The organism is Frankia sp. AgB1.9, from assembly GCF_016786355.1.
In the GTDB taxonomy this organism is placed as follows: domain Bacteria; phylum Actinomycetota; class Actinomycetes; order Frankiales; family Frankiaceae; genus Pseudofrankia.
In genome coordinates, this window is sequence record NZ_JADWYX010000067.1 from 12005 (window position 1) to 34572 (window position 22568).

The window sequence follows — 22568 nt, forward strand, 5'->3', positions numbered from 1 at the left end:
GAATGTAGCTCCCCGTTATTCAACGATCGTGGAGGCTGTTGTTCGGCGTGTCGACGGCTCGCGCCCACGACCGGTCGTCCACGACGCGTCTACGAGCCCCGGCGAGGGTGGGGTGCCGTAGCGACGGGCCCAGCGAGGGTTACCAGGCGCTTTTCCGGCCGGTCCCTCGATCGTGAGGGCCTCGACGAGGGCCGGCGCGAGGCTTGAGCCCGGCCTGGCGGGTCAGGTGAGGGTCGCCGCGAGGGCCTCGGTGAGGTCGTCGGTCGACACCGTCAGCTCGTGACACCAGACGCCTAGGCGCTATCGACGCGAGGGCGCCAGGCCGCGCCAGGCTTGCGAGGGAGGAAGTTCGAGGGGAGTCACCAAATCGGTCGAAGAACGAGCATCGCTGGCCGTCGGCGCCCAACATCACCGTGCCCCGCCTTCGAGCACATCGGCGTCGAGCACGCCCATCAGGCCTGTTTCGTCGAGGTAACCGCGCTCTGGCGGCATCGCGCCATATGGCCAAAACATGGCGGAGGCTGGCCAAGCTGTTCACCTTCCCGGGTCGTCCGGGTTGGGCTAGTTTGCGCCTACCGAGTTCGGCTGATTGCCGGCGCGCATCGGGGAGCGCGCGGACAATTGGCCCATCGGCTTACAAACGCGCCTGGGCGCCCAAGCACTCGATCAGACTGCTGCCTTTGCAGTGTCCTGCCCACCAACGGCCATTCGTTGGTGCCGTGTGCCACCCCGCCCGGCGCGCCTGTTAGGAGGCCCAATGCGACCCGGCTCCCCACCACATCGCCGCCTACCTAAAGCGGGTCCGCGCCACATGACTCGGCTCCGCGCGCGCAATGTCCGGATCCGGACAACCGGCATCGAAAGGCAACCCGGCTATGTCCGCATCCGGGCGTTCGCAGTCATCGCCACCCTCAGCGTGTGCCTGACCACTGCTGCCTGCGGCGGCTCCAGCGGGGGCACCTCCAACTCGCCCTCGACTACTTCGAGCGCCAGGCCGACGGTCACGGCCCCGGCATCGCCGATCGACGGTGCCGCAGTGGTCCGCGCCGCGGTAACCACGGCGCAGGCTCGCTACTACCGGGCGTATCGCGCGGCCGCCGCCAGCCCCCGTGACCAGGCACTCGTGAATGCGCTACTCGCGGTGTATGTCGACGGTTCGGTACCCGCGCGCAACGAGCAAGGCGACATTTCATATCTCGCAAGCCACGGTTATGTCGTCCGCCCCAGCGCCAACGACTACTACATCATCGAGAACATCACCGTCGATGCCCTCCCACCTGCGGGAAGAGCAACAGCGACCGTGTGTGGCTACGACACCGGCGTCATCATCGACGGGGTCAATCACGCGCCCGACGGGCAGGACATCATCGTCAACAACACCCCGTCGAGTGGCCGCACCCATGTCGTGTGGGCGCAGCAGGCCGACGGCACCTGGAAGATCGACGGCGGCGACCTCGTCAGCAGCTGGGAAGGCGAGAACCGGTGCCCGGCCCGGCCCGCCGGCTCCTGATTGCCATCGGCACGACAACCGTGTTGACCGGCGCCGCGTTCACCGTGCTTCCGTCGCTGCCCGCCTGGGCGGACCCGCGGCCCATCAGTTTCTTCAACGAGGGCCTGGCGGCGCACGGCGAGGTGCGCACCGACCAGGACCGCGAGCAGCTCATCGGCTCGCTGACCGCGACCGGCGACGCCCCGTCGCCAGCCGGCAACGCAGGTGCGGCCCCACGCTGCGTCTGGGAGACGGCGCAGCGGTACCTGGCCTCGACCCCCTCGGAGCCGGGCGGGCCGGCCGTCCAGTCCCCTGACCGAACGGACGCTGACGGGTCTGTCTCCCGTCTGTACGTCCGGCTGTGTGACGGCAAGTTGACCACCTGGGAATGGTTCCAGGTCCAGAACGTGCCCGCCCTGCAGGCGGCGGCGGAAGACGAGGTCCGCCAGCAACTGCCGACGCCCAAGCCGGTGTTGTCGCCGGACCCGGACAGCGGGCTGGTGGTCAAGGTCGCGACCTGGTTCGCGGTTCCGGCGGCGCAGTGGGTCGCAGTGACGGCGACGGCCGAGGCGCTCGGCCTGTCAGTCACCGTCACCGCGACACCCGATGCGTTGGTCTTCGATCCCGGGGACGGCGCGCCGCCCGCGACGTGTCCGGGGCCGGGGCTGACCTTCGATCCGGTAGCCCCACCGCCGTCGAACACCCCACCGCCGGCGTGTTCCTACACCTACCGGGATGCCTCGACCGCGGCTGCGAACGGGCGCAGTTGGGCGGCGTCGCTGTCGGTGCGTTGGCGGGTCACCTGGGCGGTCAGCGACGGCGAGACGGGCCTTCTCGATCCGCTCGTGACGACGGCGCCGTTCGACGCGGTCGTGCGCGAATACCAGGCCGTGGAGCGAAGCGGCTGATGACCACGACGATGCCGGGGCGGCCGTGCCCCGGCGCGAGGAGAAGGGATCGGCGATGACGTTCGTCGCGCCGCGCCGCTGGGACGCCCCGGAACCGGACGCCGAGCCCCTCTGGGAGCCGACCGCCGGGACAAGAGGGCCGCTGCGGTGGGGTGCCCTGGCCACCGGGCTGCTGTTGGCAGTCGTCGGGGCTTTTGGGGCGGTATGGCTGGGCTCCAACCACCAGCACCTGATCGACACCGTGGCGTTGGCTCGGCCGCTGGAACGCGGCCAGGTCCTCACGACCGGGGACCTGGCCGACGTACGGGTGACCACGGACGGGGGACGTATCCGGCTGGTGACACCAGCGACGGCCCGTGCCGTGATGGTGGGCCGCCAGGCGTTGGTCGACCTGCCCGCCGGCATCGTGCTCAACCCGGAGCTCCTGGGGACGGTCGCGGGCTCCGCCGGCACGTTGACGCTCGGGGTGGCGGTGGACGCGGCGGGTCTGCCGTCGTCCGGGCCACGATCGGGTGAGCTGGTGGACGTCGTCGGGGTGGACCCGGTGACGAAGGAGCCGGTGACGCTCGCCGAGCAGGTGACGGTGACCGAGGTCCGCGCCCAGAACAGCGCCGCTGGCAGCGGTGGCATGGTCGTCTACCTGGCCGTCCCGGACACGGTCGCCGCGCAGGTCGCGATGGCCGCCGCGACGAGCCCCGGTGTCCGCCTCCTCGGTGTCACAGGCTCCGCGGCCGCTGCTGTCGGCGCGCCGTCGACTGACGGTTCCGCGGGCGCCGGCCCGGACCCCGCGGCGGGCGCCGGCACCAGCGGCCCAACGGTCGCCGGGGCACCGGCCGCCGGCGGCACAGGTGGCGGCGTCGCTGACCCGTCGACTCAGCCGGTCACTCCGGGAGCCAACGGCACCGGGGTGGGCGTCTCGGGCACCGCCGGGCCTGGGGCCACGGCCGGCCTGGGCGGGACGCTTGGAGGCGGCGGCTGATGGCGACGCGTGGTTCCCGCCAGGACGACGATCGGGCGCCGCTGATCCGGGCGATTGCGCCGGCCGCGCAGGCAATGCCGGTGCCCGTCGAGCCGGACAACGCCGAGGTGGAGGCGGCGTGGATCGCGGTACTGGTGGCGCGGGTCGGCGAGGTCGTGCAGACGCGACTGGGGCACGTCCGCCGTCCAGGAACGGCCGGCGGGGTCGATCGGGCCCGGCTGGTCGAGGACTCGGTCACGGCCGTGCTGGACGCGGCCCGCCGGCAGGCGGAAGCCGAGGGGCGTCCACCGATAGGCCCGGTGGCCGAGGATCTGGTCCGACAGCAGGCCCGGGCCGCGGGCGCCGATCTGGGCCCGATGGGCCCGGTGCTGTCGGCGGCACATCGCTTCAGTGATGTGGAGATCAACGGTGCCGTGAACATGATCTGCACCGAACGTCTCACGGGGCGGCGGGTGGAGGGCCCGTCGCCGTTCGAGTCGGACGGCCAGGTGTGGGAGTGGGTCGCCAGCCAGGCCGCGCTCGCGGGCCGGCGGTTCGACGAGGCCAATCCGTCGGTCCGGTTCCGGCTGCCGAACGGGGTGCGGGTCCACGCGATCGGCCGGGTCACGTCGCTGACCCATCTGGACTGCCGGCTGTTCGCCCCCGGGTTCGAGACGCTCGCGGGGCTCGCGGCCGGGGGCCTGTGCGGTCCGGATGTGATCGCTTTGTTGGCTGCGACGTCCGCGTTGCAGGTGCCGTTCGGTCTGGTGATCTCCGGTGGCACCGGCGTGGGCAAGACCACGCTGCTGCGTGCGTGGGCGAATGCCACGCCCGCGGACCGGTCCCTGGAACGGGTTATCACCGTCGAGGACGAGGCCGAGTTGTTCCTCGACCGCGCCCGGTGGCGCAACCTGGTCGAGTTCGAGACCCGCGAGCCCAATGTCGACGGCCGCGGCGAGTACTCGATGGAGCGCTACCTGACCGCCGACCTGCGCCGCGAGACCCCCAGCCGGCTCCTGCTGGGGGAGCTGAAACCCGACGGCGGCGTCCTGCCGCTGCTGCTCGGCGCCGGGCAGGGCATCGGCCAGGGAGTCGCCACGACGATCCACGCCCTGTCCGCGGCGGATGTCGTCGCCCGGCTGCAGACCTATGCCGCGTTCGGCTCCCGGCAGGTCGGCGAGCCGGTGGTGCTGGCGACGATCGCGCGCGCGGTCGACCTCGTGGTCCACGTCGCCCAGATCGGCGGGCGACGGGTGATCACGGAGGTGCGGGAGATCGGGGACTACCAGGCCGGGATGGTCACGTCCGCGCAGTTGTGGGCGTGGCATTCCGGTGTGGGCCGGGCGGTGCGCACCGAGATCGACCTTTCGCCCGCGCTGCGGGACAAACTCGCGACGGTCATCGATCCGCGGCAGTTCGCCGCGCGCCGCGCCCCGGCAGGGATCCGGTGACCGGCGGGATGAGGTTGCTGGAGCTCGCGGGCGCGGGCGGCCTCGCCGGCCTCGGCCTATGGCTGACGGCGCTGACCCTCGCGGGCCGGCTGAACCGGCCACGCGGCGTACCTGCCGCGGATGGGGCCCGGGCTGCCGGATGGGCCGCGCCGAGTGAGCGGCGGGGGCACGGCCGGACAGAGATCGCGGGACTCGCCGGGTGGCGGCAGGTTCGGGGGGCGGGGGCCACGCCGATTGTCGCGGCCGCGTTTTGTGGGCTGGTCGTGGGTTGGCTGGTCGGGGTGCCGGTGCTCGCGGTCGCGGCCGGTGGACTGGTGTTCCTGGTCCGGGAGGCGCGGGGGCTGCGGGCGGTGCCGCGGGTCAACGAGCTGGGTGAGGCGATCGCGACCTGGTGCGAGACGATCCGCCAGGACCTGGACGCCGGCCAGCAGCTGCTGGCGGCGGTCGCCGCGTCCTGCCAGCTGCCCCCGCCGCCGCTCGCCGACCCGCTGGCCGGACTGGCCCGTCGGCTCGGTGAGCGTGAGCCGTTGCCGGTGGCGCTCGCCGCGTTCCACCGCGACGTCGAGCACCCGGCGGTCGGTCAGGTCGTGGTCGCGTTGAACCTGGCTTACCGGCACGGCGCGGGCGATCTCGCCCGGCTGATGGCCAGCCAGGTCGAGACCACCCGTCACCGCGTCGCGGTGCTGCGTGACCTGCATGCCGGCCGGGCCCGCCACCGCCGCGCGATGAGCCTCCTGCTTGGCCTGTTCACGCTGGTCACAGTCGTGCTGCTCGGGGCATGGCCCGCCGTCCTCGCCCCGTACCGGACCGGCGAGGGGCAGCTCGTACTGGCCGGCCTGCTGCTGGCCGTAGCCGGCGCGGTCCGCGCCCTGTTACGCCGATCCCGCCCGCCGGCAGTTCCCGACTTCTTCCGGGAGACCCCGTGACCCCGAGCGGTGTCCTGCCCGCGGCCAGGCTGCTGGCCGGTCTGTGCGGCGCGAGCGCCGGCATCGGCTGCTTTCTTGTCCTGCGGACAGTGGCCGGACGAGTCTCCCTGGGGCAGCCTTCCCGGTGGCTCCAGGCGGGTGCGGCGTGGCTGAACGGTCAGGTGACCGGCACCGCCGGCCCGGAGCGGGGCCGGCGGATCCTGCTCGCCGACGAGATCGCGATCGCCGGCCGCGACCCGGCCGCCCACACCGCGTCCCGGGTCGCGCACGCCACCGGTCTGGCCATCCTCGCGGCCCTTCTGGCCGCCGCCGCGGCGGCCATGGGTCTGCCAATGCCCGTCCTCGTCGGACCGGTGGCAGTCCTGCTCGCCGCGTTCGCCGGGGTCACCCTCGCCGACCGGCCGGTCAGGCGGCTGGCCACGCAGCGCCGCCAGGAGACGAAGCTCGCGGTCGCCGCATACCTGGAGCTGGTCCGGGTGCTGCTCGCCAGCGGCCTACCGCTGCACGCCGTGCTGCGGCTGGCCGCCGACGCCGGCCACGGCTGGGCGTTCGGCCAGATCCGCGCCGCCCTCGCAACATCCGCTGCCCGTAACCAGTCACCTGACGCCGGCCTCGACGAACTGGCGGGCAGGGTTCCGCTGCCCGAGCTGAGGGAGCTACGGCTGACGATCACCTCCGCGCTGCGCGGCGCGTCACCGGTCGAGGCGATGGACAGCAAGGCCACCCACCTGCGCGCCTCCGAGGCCGCCGACGCCCGCGCCGAGGCCGCGACCGCCGACGCCGAGCTCGAACTGCCCGCCGCCGCCGTCGCCCTCGTCTTCGTCGGCTTCCTGACCTACCCGCTGCTGGCTGTCCTGTCCTCCTCCGGTCTCACCTGACTCCCCCCGGCCACCCGACGAAGGAGCTGCCCCATGAGCCGCCTGGGCCTCTGCCTCACCCTGTTCTGCCTGTGGCTGGCCTGTCTGCCACAGCGGCTCGGCAACAGGCTGACCCGCCTCGACCACGCTGCCCGTGTGAGACGAGGCGACCGAGGCGACGGGCCACTGACGGCCGCGGTCATCGCCGCCGGCATGGTCGTCATCGCCGTCATCGTGATCGCGATCATCCGGGCCAAGGCGACGGACATCACCAACCACATCTGCACCCAGACTGACCAGACCACCTGCCCATGACCCGCTGCGCCCAGCCCCGTCGTGTCCGAGGCCGGCGGCAGGGCGACCGAGGCGCCGGCGCGGCCGAGCTGGCAGTCGTGATGACCGCGGTGCTGGCCCTGTTCGCGCTGGTCCTGACGCTAGGAATGCGCTGGCTCGCGGCGCAGGCCGCCGACGCCGCCGCGCAACGCGCGCTCGAGGTAGCCCAGGCCGCCGGCGGCACCGACAACGCGGCCGACCAGGTCGCCACCGGCATCGCCCGTTCCAGCCAGGCGATCACCACCGTCACCACGACCGTCCACCGCGGCGACACCACGGTCAGCGTCGACGTCACCGTCACGGCCCTGCTCGGCGGCGCGGTCACCCGTACCGCCACCGGCCCGTCGATCCGCTTCCTCCCCCAGACCGCCGGACCAGGACGAACCCCGTGAGACTGAGACCTGACGCCGCCAACGAGAACCGCCCGTCGGCCGCCAGCGCCCACCAGCAGCACCGCCGACGGGATCGAGGGTCGTACGCGCTGGAGTTCGCCGTCGCGTTCCCGGTGATGCTGCTCGCGATCCTGGTACTCGCGACGGTCACCATCGACGCGACGGCGCACGCCGCCGTGGGACGGGCAGCCCGGCAGGCCGCCCGCGCCGCGTCCCTAGCGACCACGCCAGCCGAGGCACAGGCAGTCGCCGACGCAACAGTCGCCGACAACCTGCACACCGGCCTCTGCCGGACGCCCCAGGTCGACACCACTGTCTCGACCGCCGACGGCTTGGCCATGGTCACGGTGGCCGTGCGCTGCCAGGCGACCATGCCTTTCGGCACCCACCAGCTACGGGCGACCGGCGACGCCGTCCTCGACCGCTACCGGGCCGGGACCACCCTCACCACGCCATGACGACCCGACGAACCCCACACCCGACGCAGGGCGACGCCGGGACGATCAGCCTGACGCTGGCCGTCCTGTTCGCCGGTGCGCTGATCCTCGCCGGGCTGATCTTCGATGCCGGCCATGTGCTGGACACCGCGGGCCGAGCCTCCGACCTGGCCGCCGCCGCGGCCCGCGCCGGCGCCCAGGCCCTCGACGAGACAAGCCTGCGCGCCGGCACTCCCGCTCTCGACCGGACCCGAGCGGACGCGAACGTCCACGCCTACCTGGCCCGCCACCCAGAAGCCCAGCCCGTCGCAGTCATCGTCGATGGGCTGACCGTCACGGTGACCGTCACCGAACGCGTCGACTTCCAGCTCCTGGCCCTCACCGGCCACAGCCACACGACGGTCGTCGAGACCCGCACCGCCACCGCCGCCACCGATCCCTAACTCGCGGCCAGTCCCACCGGCGCGACGTGGTCCCCGCGGGCCGCCCGACCGGGCACCCCGCCAGCTCGAACCCGGCCCACAGCGGCCGCACCAGCTCGAAGGTCGGCGCGGCGCCGACCGCCCGCGACCCCGTAGGAAGAGGACCCGCATGTCCCGTCGGGCCAGCAGCGCCCCAGCCCGGTCAACTGCCCGCCGCGCCGGCAGGCCCGGAGCCGGCGAGATCCTGCGCAGCCTGTTCGCGCTGGTCACGATGGTCGGCTTCCTCGGCGGGGTGCCCCTGCTGCTCTGGACCTGGCGCGGCTACCCGCTGCCAACGACGTTCCAACCCGAACGCTGGTGGAATCTCCTGCGCGCCGGCTTCATCCACCCCGACGTCCTGCCCAACTCGCTCGCCACCGCCGGCTGGCTGCTGTGGGCGTGGCCGACACTCTGCATCGCCTGGGAGATCGTCACCCAGGCTGCTGCGGCCCGTCGAAGGGCCATCAGGTCGCGACGCCACGGAGCGGTCCGGGCTCACCCGTTCGAGCCGGCGCAGCGCCCCGGTCGGCAGGCGAGCGACCGGCCGGGTAACGGCGGGCGCGTCCCGCGCTCCGCAGACACCCGGTGGGATGCGCCAGCGACGTCAGATCCGAGAGGCGTGCGACCTGGAACGCCTGCACCACGCGCTGTCCGGCGCGGCGCAGCCCGCTGGGTCGCAACCGCCGGCGTCGCGATCACTCTGCTGACCAGCCGTGCCGCGCTCGCCGCCAGCCCGGCCACCGTGATCCCGACCGGTTCCGGCGTTGTCGCGACCGCACCCGCGAACCTGGCCTTCACCGCCCCGCCGTCCTCGTCCGCCAGCCTTACCGTCGATGCCCTGCTCGCCGCCACCACGCCGTCACGCCCCACCGCGACCACGGCTGGCGAGAACACGTCCGCCAGTACCGGGCGGACGACGACGTTGCAGCCCACAACCGCCTTTCACACGGTTCAGCCCGGAGACACCCTCTGGGCCATCGCCGCGCACTGCTACCCCACCGCTACCTACGCCCAGCTGCCGGCCGTCGTCGACGCGGTCTTCACCACCAACCTCGGCACTCCCGACCCCGCCGGCCGCCGCCTCGTCCACCCAAGCCTGATCAACCCCGGCATGCTCCTGGTCCTGCCGACCGTCACCGCCAGCCCCGAGGCGCAGTCACCCCGCTCCGACCCGACCGGCGCTGGAACGTCGCCCAACGAGAGCACGCCGACCGCCAGCCCCACGCCGAACAGCAGTGGACCGGCAACCGGCGGCACGCCGACGACCAGAACACCGGTCCCGGCGCCCGCATCCGAGGCCCAAGGACTCACCCCACCCGCCAGCACAAGCCCGCCAGCGCCATCGTCGGCACGCCCGACGGGCCCGCCACCTCCGACGCCGAGTTGGGGCCTTGCCCCGGTCGTGCCCGTCGTCCCTCCGACGCTGGCCAATCCGTCGCCGACGGCCGTGGAGCACCATCAGCCCTCTGGCCCAAGTGCCCAGACCAGGTACGGGTTCGCACCTTGGCAGCTGGCCACCGGCCTCGGCGGCGGACTGCTGGCCGCGGCGGTTCTCAGCGCCGTCGCCTTCCGGCGTCGCCGCCGCGACCACCAGGTCATTCCCGCTACCGCCCCGCCACCGCCCGACCAAGCGACCGCCGAAGTGCACACCGCGCTGCTCGCGACCACGCCACCCGACCGGGCCCGCCGCCTCGACCATGCTCTCCGGGCCCTCGCCCTCCTGCACGCCACCCCAGACGCCGACGGCCCACTGCCGCAGGTCGTGCTCACCCGCCCCACCGGCACGCTCGACGTCTACCTGCTCGACCCGATCCCTTCTCCACCGTCGCCCTGGGAACCCGACGCCGACGGCCAGGTCTGGACCCTGCCCGCCGACGCCACCCTGCCCACCGTCGACGACGGCCTCCCGCCGCCCTGCCCAGCGCTCGTCCAGCTCGGCACCCAGCCCGACGGCGCCCTCGTCCATGCCGACCTCGAAGCCCTCGGCGTCCTCACCCTGGACCCCGCCGGCCACGGCCCGGACGCCGTCGCCAGCCTCGCCCGCGCGCTGCTCACCACCCTGGCCCTCAGCCCGTTCGCCGAGGCACCACTCATCCGCACCGTCGGCCTGGACCCCGCAGGCCTCGCCACCGAGTGGCGCGTCCATCCCGCCGTCGACCTGGGCGACCTGTTGGCCTCCACGGTGCCCGAGACCGCCCAGCTGCGCGCCGACCTCGCCGCCATCGGCGCACCCACCACCCTCACCGCCCGCGCCACAGCCCCCGACAACTGGGACCCGACCATCGCCCTCGTCGCCACCTCACCCACCGACGACGCCGAAACCGACCAGCTCGTCGACCTCGCTCTGCTCGCCGCGCCAGGCAGCACCGGCCTCGCCCTCGTCCAGCCCGCCGAGTCCGACTACCAGTCCACCTGGAGCCTCACCCTCCTACCCGCCACCTCCCGCGACGCCGCCGACGAACCCCATACCAACGGGCCGACCACCGAACCGACGGACCAGAGCGACGAGGACCCAGACGACCTCGACGACGGCCTTGATGTCCTGGACGACGCCGACGAGGACGACAGCGCTGACGAGATGCGCGCGTGGCCGCGCGCCCCTGTCATCACAGGCCACAGGACAGGAACCGGCCCGCATTGGCGCCTGGACCCGCTCGGCCTTGTTCTCACCCCAACCACGCTCGCCGCCGCCGAGCTAGCGGCGCTGTGCGACCTGCTCGCCGACGTCGTCCGACCACCGATCCCCGCACTCCCCCTGGTGCCACCGTTTCCACCACCAAGCGAAGACGGGCCCGCCAGCCCACCCGCCGCCGACTACACCGGCCTGTCATGGCCGCACTTCCTGAGCCCGACGACGGCACACGAGTCTCCTCTGGATAACGCCCCGCAGGCGGAAGGCTCGACCTCGCGGCCTGCTGCTTACGGCGTCGACGGCGATCCGTTCGAAGTCACCCGGCTGGACTGGCCGCACGAGGTCGACCTCGACCCGCCCGCGCGCCCAGAACCGCTCCCCGGGCCGATCCACGTTTCCGGTCCACACGAGTCCTCGAACGGGTACCCGCGTCACCTGACTCCAGCACCGCCAGCGGACCCGATTCAGGTCGCCGGCCAGGACACAGCCAGCCCCGCCTGGACCCCCGTAGTCCCCGACGCAGCGGCCACGCACCGGCCCATTCCAGTGCCCGCCGAGCCCGGGGCGCTGACCGGGCGCCCCGACAGCCTGGCGGCCGACTCATCTACCGAGGCGGAGGTCAGCCCGCCGCCGTACGTGGAACCCAATTGGCAAGTCATGGTCCACTTCTACGGACCGCTCATCGTTACCAGCCGCGCCGGCAAGCTCCCAACCGGCGACGTCGCCCGCGGCCGCAACCTGGAAGTCCTCGCCTGGCTCGCCACCCACCGCAACCGCACCCGCATAGACCTCGAAGCCGCCGTCTGGCCCAGCGGTGTGCGAGCGAAATCGATCCACAACCAGCTCGGCAGCACCCGCAAGCTCCTCGTCCAACTCGCCGGCCCCGACGCCGCCGCCTGGATCCCCACCGGCACGACCATCCTGCGCCTCGACCCCGCCGTCACCACCGACCTGCACCTGCTCGAACACCGACTGGCCTACGCACTGCGCCACCAGAACCATCCCGACACCGCGATCCCCGTCCTCGCCGGCGCCCTCGACCTGGTGAACGGCACCCCGGCAACCCACTCCTGGTTCGAGGCAGAACTCGGCTCCGCCCTGACCACCAGCGCCGTCCGCGCCGCCGCCCTCCTCGCCGAGCTACACCTCGCCCGCGGCGACACCACCGCCGCACTGACCGCAACCACCCGCGGCCTCGCGATCCTGCCCGCCCACCCCGACCTGTTCGGTATCCGCCTACGCGCCCACGCGGCCAACGGCGACCCGGCCGCCGTCACCGCCGACTACCACGCCTACCTACGCGCCGAACAAGCCGACCCACTCAACGAAGGCGACACCAACTCCGACCTCGCCCACCTGCATCGACACCTCGTCAAGAGCCTCACCGTCGCCTCGCGGCCTCGGGCAGAGCGAAACGAGTTCAACGGGCCCGGAGCTGGCTCCGGTGATCAGGATGTTGCGGCGGACCGTGGTTCGACTTCTTGACAAGGTTCTGACTGGCGTCGCGCCCACCGCGCGGCCACCACGCGGCACGTTTCGGCAGCGACAGCGCGGCAGGGATGACCACCATGCGGGCCGCAGAGGCGTCGACCGTGGGCACGGGGCGAGATGCCTTGTTCCAGCCGCGCGGACACGCTCAGGGTCGCGCCGTCGGTTCGTGGCCGGACCTGGCTCAGGACAGGGCGCCGACTTCGATGAGGCTGCGCCTGGTGTCGGCGAACGTGTCCTCGGCGGGCGGGGCGCCCAGGCGGAAGTGGCGCGTGCGGCAGCGTTGGACAGCGGGCCGCCGACGCCGAGGCTGCCTGTCACGGCGTGCACCCGCGCGTCTCTGCACGACGTCGGCAACGTGCCCGGTGTTGTCGACGCGAGCGCCCGCGTCGCACGCGATCAGCTGGTCAGCCAGGCCGCACAGCGGCACGTCCGCCCCGGGCAGCAGGACGGCGCTGTCCGGGCCAAAGAGCACATCCGACGGCGGGGCCACCGTCATCGTGCCGTGCCGCCGCGGCACCGGGACAACACTCACGACGTCGGTTGCCACCGGCGCCGCGGTCACGACGCTACTGTCGTCCACGGCGCAGTGCGCCGCGCCAGCCGCCTCGCAGATCGCCAGCCACAGCGCCTTCACCTGGACCTCCTCCGGCTGGTCCAACGCCGGCTGAGCCCCTGCCACCCGGCCCAGCCCTACAAACGTCACCGACCGGCCGCCCAGATGCGGCAGCAGATCACGCCGACGCAGATCAGCCGCGACCGCCTTTGCGTCGAACGTCCACCCAAGGCTCGCCAGATTCACCGGGTCCACCGTGCTCACCCCCGACGTCAGTAGATAGATCGGGCCGGACCCGGCCTCAGCGACCGCGCGCAGCGTGTCGAGAACGTCGAGCTGCTCACGCGTCGCCGCCCGGCTCGCAAGCCCCGCCGAAAGCTTCCCGAACGCAGCGTCGATCAGCTTCACGCGCTCGGTGGAATCGTTCTCGACGTCACCTCCGCGCATCGGCGTCAGATCAACATCCGCCGGTGCCCGACCGAGCTGGACGAGACGTGCGTCGGGGACGCCCGGCTTCTGCGAACGGTCCGCCTCCGCCCGCAACGTCGCCGCGAGCGCGTCCGACAATGCGGGCGCCGGCTCGGCCGACGTCGCCGTCACTCCCACCACCGCCGTCACATCCTTCGGAGGCCGGCCGCAGCCATCCAGCAGGGCCAGCAGAAGAACAACCAGGCAGACGAGCAGCCCGACCGCGCTCCGACGCGGCCGGGCGCCCGCGCTCCGTCCGCCGGACCCCCCGAAGAGCCGGCGGACGTGACGGCCGACGAGAAGCTCGGCGCTGGACCCTCCCGACAAGCCGCGACGCCTCCCCGACCCGCGCGACGCGGACACCCCGCTCCCCACGGGCTCGAACGACATCGCCCACCGCGCCTCGCCCAGGCCGAACACAGACATCCCAGATCCCTTCGCGCAGACCGACGGCCCGCGACCGCCCAGGCGCGCGAAGCATCAGCGCCCCGGCAACCCGCGATCCCCCCGGCGTCCGTCACCCCAACCAGACGGACAGCGCACCCCCATCCGCGACCTCACCCGGCGTCAGGTTCACCGGCATCAACACACCTCGGGATTTATGCGAATCAGACTCGGCGATCTCCGGGGGCGCAGCGCTCGCTGCAAAATACCGTCCTGCGGGATTTCAACCCGACCCGGATTTAGTGGATTCTGGGGCCCCCAGGAGAACGTCCCTGCGCGTTGCTCCTTCACGTTTCAGTCCGACTCGGATTTGGTGATCTCTGGGACCCCTCGACGAGCAGTACGACCAGAGCCAGGACGGCTAGTTTCAATCCGACTCGGATTTGGTGATCTCTGGGACTGTAATTGCGGTTTCCGGATCGACTCCGGCCTCCGCGTTTCAATCCGACTCGGATTTGGTGATCTCTGGGACCCGCAAGAGCCATCGCGTTCCTTCCGCGTCCTGGTGGAGTTTCAATCCGACTCGGATTTGGTGATCTCTGGGACAGGTTCTTGTACCTGTGCAAGCGGGTCCACCGGCTGTTTCAATCCGACTCGGATCTGGTGATCTCTGGGACCAGCAAGCGTAAGGCCTACGGCCTGTTCGCCACCGTCCTGTTTCAATCCGACTCGGATTTGGTGATCTCTGGGACACCCACCGCAGACCTGCGGAGCGGGTTACACGGGGTTTCAATCCGACTCGGATTTGGTGATCTCTGGGACACGAGGCTGTCGAGTTCGGCCGCGACGTTCGGACCGTGTTTCAATCCGACTCGGATTTGGTGATCTCTGGGACTCCCAGATCCCCTGGGACGCTCTGCCGAGCATTGGAGGACAGTTTCAATCCGACTCGGATTTGGTGATCTCTGGGACCCGAAACCGAGGCGCCGCCGCCTGGCGTGGTCGTAGTTTCAATCCGACTCGGATTTGGTGATCTCTGGGACCCCTGCTAGCGCGACTCGGTAAGGGCGTCTATGACGAGTTTCAATCCGACTCGGATTTGGTGATCTCTGGGACATCTCGGACGTCATCAAGGCACTGACCGTAAAGAGTTTCAATCCGACTCGGATTTGGTGATCTCCGGGACCGACAAGGACATCGATGTCCTGAACGTGATCATCCGGTTTCAATCCGACTCAGATTTGGTGATCTCTGGGACAGCTGCCCGAATTGTACACCGGCTGACCTGCGGGTTTGCAAGATCGAACCAGAACCTCGACTGGAAGATCGACTCGTGATCGCCTATTGGATCTTTGAGATAGGCGTCCTCGCAGCTCAGGGCACAAGTCGAGCTACAGCCAGAACCTGCTCGGTCTGTCGGCGTGTCGGAGGTTCTGGCCAGGTCGCCGGGCGCGTCCGTCTGTCGCCGGTGAGACCCGCCGCCCGCGCGCGGCGGGCTCGGACGGAACGGAGGTTCGGCGGCATGGTGATGCGGTTCGGCGTGAGGCGGGGTAGTGCCGTTGACGGGCCGGTCCTGCCTGTTGTCGGTTCGGCCACACTGCGGGGGGCGGCGGGCGAGAGTCGGATGCCGAAGGCCATGGCGCAGCCGCGGGTGCTGTGGGCGGCGTGGGCGCGGGTGGCCGCGGGCAGTGGGATGCCGGGGGCTGATGGGCTTTCGGTCGCCGATTTCGCCCGGGACCTCGGGCTTCGGCTCGACCGACTGGGCGATCAGCTGGCCGAGGGGCGGTATGAGCCGCAGCCGTTGCGCCTGGCGACGATCACGCGGGGTGGCCGGAGGCGGAGGCTCGGTCTGCCTACCGTGCGCGACCGGGTCGCCCAGCGGGCGTTTCTCGAGGTCTGCCGCGAGGAGCTTGACGCCGACGCGGTCGAGGTGAGTTTCGCCTACCGGCGCGGGCGGTCGTGTCTGGACGCGCTGGCGGCGGCGGAACGGCACCGTGACGAGGGCCGGCGGGTGGTGCTGCGCACCGACATCGCGGACTATTTCGCCCGCATCCGACACGATCTCCTCCTGGGGGCGCTCCCGTCTGGGTTGAGCGCGGACGGCGTGGCATTGGTCCGCGCCTGGATAGCGGCGCCGCTGCTCACCGAGCACGGCCTCGTCGCGCGGACCCGAGGTGCCACGACGACCCACACCATCAACACCGAAGACCTGGCCGCCATCAACACCGATCGGCGCCACCGAAGGAGTTTGTCCCCGTCACCGATCGCCGCGCGGGCCGCGACAAGATCCGCCTCGGCCGCGGTCAGCCTCTCCCGGGCCGCCGCGCACGTCAGCTCCAGGGCGGCGAGGTCCGCCCGCGCACCCTCGACCAGGCTCCACGCCCGCACACGACCATGCAGATAGCCACGGCCCAACCGCTCACCCCGCACAGCAGCGTGCCCGCCGAGCACCGTCTCGAACGGCGGCTCGGTCGGACCCGACTCCGTATCCGGATACGGCGCCGCCGCGTCCCGCGCCGCACACGCACGCGCGAACGCGAGCAGCCCGCCGGTGTCTCGCCGCCGGTACGGCACAAGCGGAAACAAGGTGCGGGGGCGCGAGTCCATGCCAGACCTCCTCATCAGAACCGACCAGCGACATCGCCGACGGTCCCGGTCGGCACCCGCCGGACCGTCAGCAGCCAGGCCGGCGGCCCGAACTCGGTACGTGGCCACCCCTCGACGAGCGCAGCGGCCTCGCCGCGCCGGCGGCGCACGTTAGCCGCCCGATACACCTCCACACACTGATCACGGAAAGACGAGATCACCCTGGCGCGCGCCTCGGCCTCGTCGACCAGACGCTCACGCCGCTCCAGGCACACCGCCAGCTGCACACGCAGAGCGTCCAGACGACCCTGGTCCGCGACCAGATCCGCACGAGCCCTCGCCGCCGCCCGCCGCGCCCGGGCCGCCGCGTCATCGCCACTCCGCGGGGCTTCAAGCTCCTCAGCCTCGCGGACAAGCCGCTCAGCCGGACTCCCCGCCACCCGCGCCACCAGCACATCGACCCTCGCCGACACCTCGGCGATCCGCGTGTCCAGGCCGACGAGCGCCGCCGCCACGACCCCGCGCAGAACCTCATGCGAACCCGCGGCCGCCGAGGCGAGCTCCAGCACCACCGGACTCGCCGCCCAGCCCGCCGGCGACACCGGAACCGCGGCCACCATCGACACGCCGACGGGCGGCACACCAGCCCGGCCATCCCGACGCCCCAACCACCACAACCGAAACCGCGTCCTGGCCCCGAGGCCAGGAGCATTCCCCTTCCAGATGGCCTCCAGCCGTGCCGCGCCTTCGAGGTCCTGCCCCGGACCCCGCCCCACCACGAGCGACCCGCGAACCCATCTCCCGCCCCCGTAGCTCGACGCACCCCCCGACAGCCACACCAGACGGACGCACTCACCCGGCCACAACAAACCCGACCTCTTCGCCTATCGCCAGGCAGAGCGGCACCTGCACCCTGCTGACCGCCGCGCCCGGATCCTGGCCCGCTGGTTTCAATCCGACTCGGATTTGGTGATCACCTGCACCACACACTGACCCCGGACCAGGCCGGTGGCCTCAAGTTTCAATCCGACTCGGATTTGGTGATCACCTGCACTCAGCTCGCGAACCTGAATGACGTCGGTCGTGGTGGGTTTCAATCCGACTCGGATTTGGTGATCACCTGCACCATCCACCTGGCCGGCCAGTACAAGAAGGCCCAGACGTTTCAATCCGACCCGGATTTGGCGATCACCGGCACCAGACCTGCGCGAGTGTCTACGGACCGGGCTACACGGTTTCAATCCGACTCGGATTTGGCGATCACCTGCACCGGCATTGTTCTGGCGATTGCGGCCGGTGTTCTACTGTTTCAATCCGACTCGGATTTGGTGATCACCTGCACCCGTGCTCATCTTCGGGGTCTTGCTCGGCTGGCTCCTGGTTTCAATCCGACTCGGATTTGGCGATCACCCGCACCTCGGACACAACTGAAAAGTGAGGACTAGTAGTGATGTTTCAATCCGACTCGGATTTGGCGATCACCCGCGCCGTGATGAATCGGAGCAAGAGACGTTCTGGACCATCGTTTCAATCCGACTCAGATTTGGCGATCACCCGCGCAGCTGTCCGAATTGTACACCGGCTGAGCTGCGGCTCTACAAGATCAAACCAGAACCTCCTCGCGGTGGTCGGCATCCCTCGCCACATTCGATCTTCAAATCCATCATCCGGTCAGGTCAGAAGGCATGTCGATCATAAGCCAGAACCTCTCCAGGGCCGGTCAAGGCGTCGAACGCTCGGACTGCTGTCTTCGTGACGGGGTCGCGCGGCGCGCCGAGCCGGTCCGTCTGCTCGGGACGTCGGGCTGCTTGGCCTGGCCGCCTGGTCGCGGGGAGGGGTGGTGATCGTGGCCAGTCCGCCGCGGCTGCGGGTCGACGGGCGGGGAGTCGCAGTACCTGTGCTGGACGAGGAGGGCACGGGCGATGGCTCCACGCTCGCAGGTCCGGTCCAGGCCGGGGCCGGGCGTCGGCCGATTGGGCCCGCTGCCGAGCGCCGCCGGCGTCGGCGGGGCCGCCGGACGGGACGGCGCGCGCACCCGGGCGCTCGCGGCGGGGCAGGTGGACGTGACCGGCGCCGCGACACGCGGCCCTTCAGGGCGCGATGGCACCGGCGCAGAGGTCTCTTCCTCATGTCAGCCGGCTTCGCCGCCGGGGTTCTGTGCGGCTTCGCGGCCGTGGGGATGTCGGCCGTCGTGCTCACCTGGCTGGCTGCGCATCCCTGGCCCCGCGGATGGCGCGTGGGGCCACCGCACACGGGCGCGGGACACGTCCGTCTGGGACTCGTAAACGTGGGAATGGAAGGTGCTGTTGTGCCCCGCACGATTCGGATCAACGGAATCGACGTTCCTGCCATCGCGGACGAGATGACCGGCGCGGAACTCAAGGCCGCCGCGGGAATCGGGCCGGACCGCGTTCTCGTCAAGCAGGATCCGGACCGGAACACGATTGTCCGTGACGGCCAGCGGGTCAGGCTGGACGACGGCGACACGTTCGCTCACCACGCCCGCCATTCCAAGGCGTAGCGCAGCCCCGCCCGCCTGAACCCCTCCGTTTCGAGGAAGCCGCATACTCACCCCTGGGAGTAGTTCCGTGAACAGTCAACAGCGGCGCGTGTTCGCCGAGGCCGCGCAGCTGCTGTGCGCCTATCCGGCGCTGCAGGTCGCGGCCGACGGATCGTGGCTGCTGATCCCGGAGTTTCGGCTGCCCGCCGGGTGGGCGCCCGCACGCACGACGGTGCTGATCGTTGTCCCGCTGACCTATCCGGAATGCGGCCCGGACGGCTTCTACCTCGGCGATCGGCTGCGCCGCCGCAACGGCACCTCGTTGGCGCAGCCGGGACATTACTTCCGTGACTTCCACAACCCCTATGCCGATCGTGGGTACCGCTGGTACTGCCTGGAGGACCCCGAGCGTGGGTGGCGCTCCGACGTCGACTCGATGGTCAGCCTCGTCGAGGCGATCCGCACCTACCTCGGAACTGCGGACTGACCCACACCGCGTGGCGACGCGACGGGTAACCGGAGGCTACGAAGCGGCACAAAGGCAGGTCCGCTGATCACTCGTCATGCAACCGTCGGAGCCGGCCGGAGGCGGCTGGGCCGAGAGGGCCGGCGAGGGGTGTAGCTGGCAAGCGCGACTGGGCAGGTAGACGATCAGTGGCACTGACCAGACGTCGGGACGCCCGGTGTGGCGATGCGACCAGATACGACCGGCAGCTCCGGGTGTTCGGGCCGGAGTCACAGCGGCGGCTCGACGAGCTGACGGTCGCCGTGGTCGGCGTCGGCGGAGCGGGGTCGCTGATCGTCCAGGGACTCGCGCACGTCGGCGTCGGGCGGCTGGTTCTCGTCGATCCGGATGTGGTCGACGAGACGAGCCTGGCCCGGCTCGTCGGCGCCCGCCCGCAGGACGCCCGTCGTGGCACCGCCAAGGTCGACGTGGCCCGGCGGACAGCACGGGCAGTGAACCCCGGTCTCAAGGTGCGGACGATCCGGCGTGCTGGAGGCCGCCGTGTGGCGGGAGTTGCGACACGTCGACGTGCCGATCGGCGCGGTCGACGCGCACGCGCCGCGCTGGGCGCTCAACCGGCTCGCGGTCCAGTACGGCCTGCTCTACCTCGACATCGGCGTCGACCTGACCCGGCAGGAAACGGCCGAGGCCAAGGGTGCAATCGACGCCGGTGGCCGGGTCGCGGTGGTCCGGCCGGACGGCCCGTGCCTGCGCTGCCAGGACGGCTACGACCCCGTGCTCGCCGCGCGTGAGCAGGATCCGGTCCTGCGAGCCGCGCGCCGGGCGTCTGGTTACGACGCAACCAGCCACAATCACAAGGGAAAGCACCCCTGCCCCGACGACCCTACTGGTCCGCATCACTGTCTCCACTATCGCGCAGGAGCCGAACTCCCGGGACCGGGCAGCCTCCTGTCACCGAGCTCAGACGGACAGCGCCACGCGCGGCATCGAGCACCCCGGATCCGCAGCACGGCAAGACGAGACTCCAGCCCACGCAAGCCGTCTCGCGCCCCCACGGACAACCTGCAGAAGGTGGGGACGCAGTTTCATCCGACTCGGATTTGGCGATCTCTGGGACTGGGACGAAATGCAAGTTGCCCGGGAAGATCTCTGGCGGTTTCAATCCGACTCGGATTTGGTGATCTCTGGGACCCTGAATAGTTCTGCACGTTCATGATGAGGTTTTCGTTTCAATCCGACTCGGATTTGGTGATCTCTGGGACAGCTGCCCGAACTGTACACGGGCTGACCTGCGCGTATGCAAGATCAAACCAGGACCTCGCCCTGGAGATCGGCTCGCGGCGGCCAGTTCGATCTCCTCTCCGGACGTCTTCGCAGGTCGGGCATAAGTTGATCTTTGGCCAGAACCCCCTCGGCTGGTCGGCGTGTCGGAGGTTCTGGCTGGGCCGGTCCTCACTTGGCCAGTCGGTCCGTCTGGTGCCGATGGGGCCGCTTCTGGGCTCTGCGGAGGGTCGCTTCCCCGCTGGAGGGTGGTCACGCCAGGATCGTGGCAGGGCGGCGACGCACGGCGGGTGCGGTGGTCGGCGGATGGATCGACGGGGGTGGACGGTGCCGGCGCGGATTGTGGTGCGGCTGGAGGCGGATTCGTCGGGGGCGCCGCCGCCGCAGACCGGGCCGGGGGTCGCCGCCGCCGTACTCGCCGCCGTCGCGGCGGTGGACCCGGCACTCGCGCGACGCCTGCACGACGACCCGCCTCCGAAGCCGTATCGGCTGACGCCGCTGCTCGACGAGCACCACCAACCACCACGCCGAAGCTCCCAGCAGATCCGGTTCGAGGTCGGGATTCTCGTCGACGCGCTGTTCGCCGGGTTCCACCACGCGCTGTCGAATGCCACGAGTTGGCGGATCGGCACCACGGCCTACCAGCCGGCCGGAATCGACATCGCCGCGTTGCTGCCCTATCCGGACCTCGCGAGCGAGTCGGCCCCGGCGTCGTCCTGGGGGTTCCAGCTCGTCACGCCGTGCGGGTTCGGCACGGCCCGGGAGGAAGGCGCCCGTCGGCGGCGGGTGTTCCCGGAGCCGGAATGGGTCTTCACGTCGCTGGCCCAACGCTGGCGGGCGAATGCACCCGCGCTGCGGACCGCCGACGGCGGCGCGTTCGATCTCGCCGGGGCGGTCGAGGCGGCCGAACGGAACCTGCAGGTCGTCGAGTTCGAACTGCGAACCGCCGAGCACCTCGTCAAACCACGCGTTCCACCGTTGCGCGGCGCGGTCGGCACCATTCGATACGCCCTCGCCGAAGCCGCGTCGGTCTCCATGGACGCCCGCCACGCGCTGTCCACCCTCGCCGCCTACGCCACGTACGCCGGGCTCGGCGACCGCACCACGGTGGGCATGGGCTACGTCCTTCCGCTCCCGGCACTGGGCCCACCATCTGGCACACGACTCGCGCCAGCGGCCACCTCCGGCGCTACGCGCCACCCGTCCGGCAGCACTGGACGGCCCCGGCGGTCCAGCTGATGCAGTCGCCAGGCAGACCGGCAGGATTTCCGATCAGGATCCGTAGCATTCGCCGGCCCGGCGGGCGAGTTGACGGGGATCAGGCAACACGACAGCCCCAGTCGTGACCGCGGAGCGCGGCTCAGCCTAATGAGCCCCGGCGGGTACGTAATCCATCGTTCCGCCCGACTCGGCCCAGGACAGGCGGCTGGACCAGTCGGGCGGTGGCGCGACCGTCCACCAGGAGATCGTCGGGTTGTACGACCAGCGACCAGTCGCGCGGCTATGGCGCAGGACAACTGACCCCTGCCGTGCGAGCTGACTGAGGGCGTGCGCGAGAAAGACGGACGCCGTGTAGCGCTTGTCCTCGATGTGGGTGTGGCCGTAGATCTGGACGAGCCGAGCGAAGTCGTCCTGCCGCCGTCGCGCGTAGTCGTGCTCCACGACGCCGTACTCCACCCAGCGTCCCTGGTACGCGGCGACCACCGCCGGAAGCTCGATATCGAGCCCGAGTTCGTTGGCCAGACCGCCCAATCCATCCGGAGTGCCTGCCGGAGGCGGCGCGACCAGCCACTCGTACGAGCCGAGGAAGGGGTGCCCCTTCGTCAGCGGGCACTTGTAGGCCCACGACCCGTCGCCGCTTGCCGTGGGCCGCACGAACTCATCTGAGTGAAAAGGACACACTTGGCCATCCACGCGACCATTCTGGCGACGTCACGCATCTGGCCCACCACCGGCTGGCGACCGACGGGAATCACCGCCCACAGGGCGGGACCC

19 protein-coding genes and 1 CRISPR repeat array are annotated in these 22568 nt (G+C 71.0%); of the genes, 16 read left to right on the forward strand and 3 right to left on the reverse strand.

Translation table 11 applies throughout. The annotated features are described in order from the left end of the window. The first annotated feature begins 811 nt into the window (after positions 1-811). From I6A60_RS24705 to I6A60_RS24755, 11 genes are all read left to right on the forward strand, one after another. Entirely contained in the window at positions 812-1510 is a 699-nt protein-coding gene (locus I6A60_RS24705; protein ID WP_203013561.1) for a hypothetical protein, read from the forward strand. After that, positions 1483-2397, forward strand: a complete 915-nt coding sequence (locus tag I6A60_RS24710; RefSeq protein WP_203013558.1) for a hypothetical protein — start codon at positions 1483-1485, stop codon at positions 2395-2397. The genes I6A60_RS24705 and I6A60_RS24710 overlap by 28 nt, the downstream gene beginning before the upstream one ends. Before the next feature lie 55 nt (positions 2398-2452). Next, positions 2453-3376, forward strand: coding sequence for a flagellar biosynthesis protein FlgA (locus I6A60_RS24715; RefSeq protein WP_203013555.1), 924 nt, complete (start codon positions 2453-2455; stop codon positions 3374-3376). Further along, complete coding sequence (locus I6A60_RS24720; RefSeq protein ID WP_238436167.1) at positions 3376-4806, forward strand: ATPase, T2SS/T4P/T4SS family; 1431 nt, start codon at positions 3376-3378, stop codon at positions 4804-4806. The genes I6A60_RS24715 and I6A60_RS24720 overlap by 1 nt, the downstream gene beginning before the upstream one ends. A gap of 8 nt (positions 4807-4814) precedes the next feature. Further along, positions 4815-5732, forward strand: coding sequence for a type II secretion system F family protein (locus tag I6A60_RS24725; RefSeq protein WP_203013552.1), 918 nt, complete (start codon positions 4815-4817; stop codon positions 5730-5732). After that, entirely contained in the window at positions 5729-6610 is an 882-nt protein-coding gene (locus I6A60_RS24730; RefSeq protein WP_307873851.1) for a type II secretion system F family protein, read from the forward strand. Before I6A60_RS24725 ends, I6A60_RS24730 begins: the two co-directional genes overlap by 4 nt. A 33-nt stretch (positions 6611-6643) precedes the next feature. Next, positions 6644-6904, forward strand: a complete 261-nt coding sequence (locus I6A60_RS24735) for a hypothetical protein (RefSeq protein ID WP_203013549.1) — start codon at positions 6644-6646, stop codon at positions 6902-6904. Further along, entirely contained in the window at positions 6901-7314 is a 414-nt protein-coding gene (locus tag I6A60_RS24740; RefSeq protein ID WP_203013547.1) for a hypothetical protein, read from the forward strand. Before I6A60_RS24735 ends, I6A60_RS24740 begins: the two co-directional genes overlap by 4 nt. Beyond that, positions 7311-7772 (forward strand): TadE/TadG family type IV pilus assembly protein, encoded by a 462-nt coding sequence (locus I6A60_RS24745; protein WP_203013544.1) that lies wholly within the window; start codon positions 7311-7313, stop codon positions 7770-7772. The genes I6A60_RS24740 and I6A60_RS24745 overlap by 4 nt, the downstream gene beginning before the upstream one ends. Beyond that, the gene (locus I6A60_RS24750; RefSeq protein WP_203013540.1) at positions 7769-8194 is read left to right on the forward strand and encodes a hypothetical protein; all 426 of its coding nucleotides are present in this window, start codon (positions 7769-7771) and stop codon (positions 8192-8194) included. The genes I6A60_RS24745 and I6A60_RS24750 overlap by 4 nt, the downstream gene beginning before the upstream one ends. Before the next feature lie 148 nt (positions 8195-8342). After that, positions 8343-12329: a LysM domain-containing protein gene (locus I6A60_RS24755; RefSeq protein ID WP_203013537.1), complete on the forward strand. Its 3987-nt coding sequence runs from the start codon at positions 8343-8345 to the stop codon at positions 12327-12329. Between the two features lie 187 nt (positions 12330-12516). Here the strand turns inward: I6A60_RS24755 and I6A60_RS24760 are convergent, their stop codons facing one another. Further along, complete coding sequence (locus tag I6A60_RS24760) at positions 12517-13782, reverse strand: hypothetical protein (RefSeq protein WP_203013534.1); 1266 nt, start codon at positions 13780-13782, stop codon at positions 12517-12519. Between the two features lie 238 nt (positions 13783-14020). After that, positions 14021-14998: direct repeats of the CRISPR family, unit length 36 nt; unit sequence GTTTCAATCCGACTCGGATTTGGTGATCTCTGGGAC. Between the two features lie 366 nt (positions 14999-15364). On the opposite strand from I6A60_RS24760, the gene I6A60_RS24765 reads away from it, so the two are divergent. After that, positions 15365-16144, forward strand: a complete 780-nt coding sequence (locus I6A60_RS24765; RefSeq protein WP_203013518.1) for a reverse transcriptase domain-containing protein — start codon at positions 15365-15367, stop codon at positions 16142-16144. A 217-nt stretch (positions 16145-16361) separates the two neighbouring features. Here the strand turns inward: I6A60_RS24765 and I6A60_RS24770 are convergent, their stop codons facing one another. Further along, positions 16362-16841 (reverse strand): hypothetical protein, encoded by a 480-nt coding sequence (locus I6A60_RS24770; RefSeq protein WP_203013515.1) that lies wholly within the window; start codon positions 16839-16841, stop codon positions 16362-16364. 1793 nt (positions 16842-18634) lie between these two features. On the opposite strand from I6A60_RS24770, the gene I6A60_RS24775 reads away from it, so the two are divergent. The 4 genes from I6A60_RS24775 (at position 18635) to cas6 (ending at position 21812) form a co-directional block, all read left to right on the forward strand. After that, entirely contained in the window at positions 18635-18847 is a 213-nt protein-coding gene (locus I6A60_RS24775) for a hypothetical protein (RefSeq protein WP_203013512.1), read from the forward strand. 67 nt (positions 18848-18914) lie between these two features. Beyond that, a complete protein-coding gene (locus I6A60_RS24780) occupies positions 18915-19313 on the forward strand; it encodes an E2/UBC family protein (RefSeq protein ID WP_203013509.1) in 399 nt (132 codons plus the stop codon). Positions 19314-19546: 233 nt separating this feature from the next. Next, positions 19547-20083: a ThiF family adenylyltransferase gene (locus I6A60_RS44165; protein ID WP_374113345.1), complete on the forward strand. Its 537-nt coding sequence runs from the start codon at positions 19547-19549 to the stop codon at positions 20081-20083. 796 nt (positions 20084-20879) lie between these two features. Beyond that, positions 20880-21812 carry a CRISPR system precrRNA processing endoribonuclease RAMP protein Cas6 gene (cas6, locus tag I6A60_RS24790; protein WP_203013489.1) on the forward strand — a complete coding sequence of 311 codons (933 nt, stop codon included), beginning with the start codon at positions 20880-20882 and terminating at the stop codon, positions 21810-21812. A 126-nt stretch (positions 21813-21938) separates the two neighbouring features. Here cas6 and I6A60_RS24795 read toward each other — a convergent pair whose 3' ends face one another. Continuing rightward, positions 21939-22448 carry a hypothetical protein gene (locus tag I6A60_RS24795; RefSeq protein WP_203013486.1) on the reverse strand — a complete coding sequence of 170 codons (510 nt, stop codon included), beginning with the start codon at positions 22446-22448 and terminating at the stop codon, positions 21939-21941. Positions 22449-22568: the final 120 nt, after the last annotated feature.